Annotated in this window: 1 protein-coding gene; it reads right to left on the reverse strand. The window is 59.0% G+C overall.

The window, feature by feature from the left end; genetic code table 11:
- Positions 1 to 21: 21 nt before the first annotated feature.
- Positions 22 to 258 (reverse strand): IS3 family transposase, encoded by a 237-nt coding sequence (locus ACLARN_RS44175; protein WP_409497462.1) that lies wholly within the window; start codon positions 256 to 258, stop codon positions 22 to 24.
- Between the last annotated feature and the right edge of the window lie 300 nt (positions 259 to 558).

Consider the following 558-nt stretch of genomic DNA (forward strand, 5'->3'; position numbering starts at 1 on the left):
CGGACCGTCGTCTGTGGTGTGTCAGGCGGCTTGTTGTAGTTCGCGGAGTCTTTCAGACTCGACCGGGGTGAGGTATCCGACTTTGGGATGGCGGCGTTGCCGGCTGTGGAATATCTCGAGGTCCCGGACGATCTCGCTGGCCAGTTCGGTCCTCGTTTTCCACTCCTGGCGGTCGAGAAGTTCGGTCCGCATCGTCGACCAGAACGACTCCATCACCGCGTAGCCGTAGCCGCCACCGACAGTCCCCAGCGAGGACATCAGCCCGGCCGCCTTGACTCGGTCCGTGAAGGCCCACGACGTGAACTACACTCCGCAGTCGAAGTGAAAACCGTGCCAAGGTCAGGATTCCAGTTACAGATTGCCATCCCCACGGCGTTCACAACGAACATGGTGTTCTGGCTGTTATCGATGGGACCAGCCCACGATCTTGCGACTGGAACGCGTCCAACACCACGCATCGTCTAGCGTTTACCCAAGTGGGATGCTCGATGATGTCGCACATCCACAGCAAATTGAGTTGGGTGCGCAAGAAATTCGGGTGCACAGATCCTCACTGCG

It is taken from the genome of Amycolatopsis sp. cmx-11-12 (genome assembly GCF_046269425.1).
In the GTDB taxonomy this organism is placed as follows: Bacteria; Actinomycetota; Actinomycetes; order Mycobacteriales; family Pseudonocardiaceae; genus Amycolatopsis.

What these genes read in the sequence shown, in the direction of transcription:
- ACLARN_RS44175 (WP_409497462.1), bottom strand. Translation starts at nt 258, where the DNA reads ATGTCCTCGCTGGGGACTGTCGGTGGCGGCTACGGCTACGCGGTGATG.